The organism is Comamonas sp. (assembly GCF_036666375.1).
GTDB lineage: Bacteria > Pseudomonadota > Gammaproteobacteria > Burkholderiales > Burkholderiaceae_C > Comamonas.
Genome location: NZ_JAVWWA010000023.1, coordinates 47,425 through 51,203, shown reverse-complemented (window position 1 = coordinate 51,203; position 3,779 = coordinate 47,425). Strand labels below are relative to the sequence as shown.

The window sequence follows — 3,779 nt, the reverse complement described above, 5'->3', positions numbered from 1 at the left end:
GATGTGGGCAGCGGCCATGCGGTGCGCGCGACGGTGTTTGTCGAATGCCTGTCGCACTACCGCGCGCATGGCCCCGAGGCGCTGCGGCCTGTGGGCGAAACCGAATATGTCGTCCAGCACAGCGGCCCTGCCCAAAGCGGTGCCGATATGTGCGCCGGCATTGTCGGCTGGGCCGATCTGCAGCTGGGCGACCAGATCACGCCGGTGCTGGAGCAACATATCCAGGCCGGGCAGGGCCGGTTTCGCGGCCTGCGCAGCCGGCCCACCTGGCATGCGGACCCGGCCATCCATGCGCTGGGCGCGGGCCATGCCGAGGTACTGCTGCAGCCGCAGGTGCAGCAGGCGGTGCGCGCGCTGGGGCGGCTGGGGCTGACGCTCGACATCTGGGTCTATCACACGCAGCTCGCGGACGTGGCGCGGCTGGCCGCGGCCTGTGCGCAGACCACGCTGGTACTCAACCATTGCGGCGGGCCGCTGGGCGTGGGCCCGTATGCCGGGCAGCGCGACGCCGTGCTGCACGACTGGCAGGCGCAAATGCAGGCGCTGAGCCGCCACCCGAACATCGTCGTCAAGCTCGGCGGCCTGGCCATGCCGCGCTGCGGCTTTGGCTGGCATCAAGCCGCAAGGCCCGTGGGCTCGCAAGTCCTGGCCAGTGCGTGGGCTCCTTATATAGAGCACTGCATTGCGGCGTTTGGCGTGCAGCGCTGCATGTTTGAAAGCAACTTTCCCATGGACAAGACGGGCTGCAGTTATGTGACGCTGTGGAATGCGTTCAAGCGCCTGGCCGGCGGCGCGAGTGCCGGCGAAAAGGCCGCGCTGTTCGAGGGCACGGCGGCCCGCGTCTACCGGTTGTAGGGCAGGGCGCGGGCGGGCGTGTGCTCAGCGGCCGGTGTAGACCGGGTCGCGCTTTTCGAGGAAGGCGCGCTGGGCTTCCTTGGAGTCTTCGGTCTTGGACAGCGCCACGGTATTGCCCTGCTCGTAGCGGTAGGCGTCGCGCGAAGGCATGACCAGGGTCATGCGCGCGGCTTCCTTGGCCAGGCGCATGGCGATCGGGCTCTTGGAGGCAATGTCGCGCGCCATCTCCATGCAGTAGGGCATGAGTTCGTCGGCGGGCAGGCAGGCCTCGATCAGGCCCAGGCGGTACAGTTCCTGGGCCGAGACCTTCATTCCGGTATAGAACATGCGGCGCGCGCGCGACTGGCCGAAGACTTTCTGCAGAAAGGTCACGCCGCCGGCCAGGCCCACATTGATTTCGGGCATGGACACATAGGCGTCTTCGGACGCGACCCAGATGTCGGACGCCATCACCAGGCCGAAGCCCGCGCCCAGCGCCGGGCCGTTGATCGCGGCAATGATGGGCTTGGAGCATTCGACCACGGCGTAGTAGGACTCGCGCACGCGGCGGTTGTGCGCGCCGTAGGCACCGGCGACGCCCGCGAGGTTGGGGCGCTCGCGGATGTCGGCGCCGGCGGAAAACGCCTTGCCCGCGCCGGTCAGCACGATGCAGGCCACGTCGTCGCGGTCGGAAAGCAGGTCGAACACGCGCGTGATTTCCTCGCGCAGCTCTATGTTCTGCGCATTCACGGGCGGGCGGTTGAGCGTGACCACGGCCACGCCGGCGTCGACGGTCAGAGTGATGGTGTTGAGTTCCATGAAAGTCTCCTTGTTGTGGGGGCAGCAAATCGGTTCACTGTCAGCATTTACCTGCCGAAAGGTAAGTGCATGCGCCATGCTAACCGCTGATACGGCCCGTCGCAAGTCACCTTGGCGCCAGTCGCGTGCAATGCAAAAGAGGCGCACCCGCCCCTGCAAATACCCGCAAAAAATGCGCTAGGCAAGCATGTTTCTCCCTAGGGTTTCGGACTTTTTTGCCAGCGTTTTGCGCAGGTGAAACTGCTATCCTTTGCTTACTTACCTGTCGGCATGTAAGCGAAAAATTTCAAGACACGGCGTCCCCGGGAGCTGAGGTTTTCAGCCCTGAGGCCGGCGCCGGAAAAGACAAGAAGGAGCAGCGTTGATGACGATGTTGGGTCTGATGCAACAGCAGGATTTGCTGATCTCGCAGCTCATAGAGCATGCGGCCACGCACCACGGTCAGGTGGAAATCGTCTCGCACGTTTCCGACAGCCGCAGCTACCGCACGACCTGGGGCGAAGTGCGCCAGCGCGCCAAGCGCCTGGCCAACGCCCTCACGGACCTGGGCTTGCAGCCGGGCCAGCGCATCGCGACGCTGGCCTGGAACACGCACCGCCATCTGGAATTGTATTTCGCGGTCGCGGGCATGGGCGCGGTGTCGCACACCGTCAACCCGCGGCTGTTTGCCGAGCAGATCAGCTACATCATCAACCACGCGGCCGATGAGTATGTGTTCTTCGACCTGGGCTTTGCCGATCAACTGGTGGCGATTGCCGACCAGCTGCCCACGGTCAAGGGCTTTGTCGCGCTGTGCGAACGCAGCGAACTGCCCGACATCGCCCTGCCCAATCTGCTGTGCTACGAAGACCTGATCGCGCAGGCCTCGCCCGACTTCGAATGGCCGGCGCTCGACGAGAACACGGCTTCCTCGCTGTGCTACACCTCGGGCACCACGGGCAATCCCAAGGGCGTGCTCTACAGCCATCGCTCGACACTGCTGCACGCCTGGACCGCCTGCACGGTCGACGGCCTGGCGCTGTCGACGCGCGACAGCGTGCTGCTGGCCGTGCCCATGTTCCATGTCAACGCCTGGGGCATCCCCTATGCCGCGGCGATGTGCGGCGCCAAGCTGGTGCTGCCCGGCCCCGGTGTCAGCGGCGAGCGGCTCTATGCGCACATGGTCAAGGAAGGCTGCACCTTCTCGCTGGGCGTGCCCACGGTGTGGCTGGGCTTTTTCCAGTACATCGAAAGCCAGCGCGCGCAGCTCGACCTTTCGCAGCTCAAGCTCCAGCGCGTGGTGGTCGGCGGCTCGGCCGCGCCGCGCGCGATGATAGAAAAATTCGGCACGCTGCTGGACACCTTCGTGATCCAGGCCTGGGGAATGACAGAGACCAGCCCGCTGGCGACCATTGGCAATCTGCTGCCGTCGCAGCAGGACCTGCCGCTGGACAAGCGCTTCGACATTCAGGCCCGGCAGGGCCGGGCGATCTTCGGCATCGAAGTCGGCATCTTCAGCCCCGAAGGAAAGCGCCTGCCGCATGACGGCAAGAGCGTGGGCGAGATCAAGGTGCGCGGCCCCTGGGTGGTGTCGGCGTACTACGGCAGCCAGCCCGGTGCGGCGCTGGGTGAAGGCGGCTGGTTTGCGACCGGCGACGTGGCCTTGATCGACAGCGACGGCTTTGTGCAGATCACCGACCGCACCAAGGACGTGATCAAGTCGGGCGGCGAATGGATTTCCTCCATCGATCTGGAGAACGTCGCCGTCGGCCACCCCAAGGTGCAGGAAGCCGCGGTGATAGGCGTGGCGCACAGCAAGTGGCAGGAACGCCCGCTGCTGATCGTCGTGCCCAAGACCGGCGAATGCATCACCGCTGCCGAGATGACGGAATTCATGCAGGACCGCGTGGCGCGCTGGTGGCTGCCCGACGACGTGGTGTTTGTCGACGCCCTGCCGCATACCGCGACCGGCAAGCTGCTCAAGACGCAGCTGCGCGAGCAGTTCAAGGGGCATCGGCTCAGTACCGATCCGGTGTGAGAAGACCCAACCAGGCGAACCAGCCATTGGGTAGGTCATGCCGAAGCTTGAGCTTGGCCGTTCATCCTTCGACAGGCTCAGGACGAACGGGGCTGGGGCTCAGGACGAA

At 65.4% G+C, this 3,779-nt stretch carries 3 protein-coding genes; 2 read left to right on the top strand and 1 reads right to left on the bottom strand.

Annotated elements, in window-relative coordinates; translation table 11 throughout:
• A partial coding sequence (locus tag RR928_RS08305; RefSeq protein WP_332682120.1) for an amidohydrolase family protein occupies positions 1-855 on the top strand: 855 nt, incomplete at its 5' end.
• 24 nt (positions 856-879) lie between these two features.
• On the opposite strand, the gene RR928_RS08300 is transcribed toward RR928_RS08305, so the two are convergent.
• Positions 880-1,653: an enoyl-CoA hydratase/isomerase family protein gene (locus tag RR928_RS08300; protein WP_332536348.1), complete on the bottom strand. Its 774-nt coding sequence runs from the start codon at positions 1,651-1,653 to the stop codon at positions 880-882.
• 370 nt (positions 1,654-2,023) lie between these two features.
• Here RR928_RS08300 and RR928_RS08295 point away from each other — a divergent pair, with 370 nt between their 5' ends.
• The gene (locus RR928_RS08295) at positions 2,024-3,670 is read left to right on the top strand and encodes a long-chain-fatty-acid--CoA ligase (RefSeq protein WP_442881904.1); all 1,647 of its coding nucleotides are present in this window, start codon (positions 2,024-2,026) and stop codon (positions 3,668-3,670) included.
• Positions 3,671-3,779 lie beyond the last annotated feature (109 nt).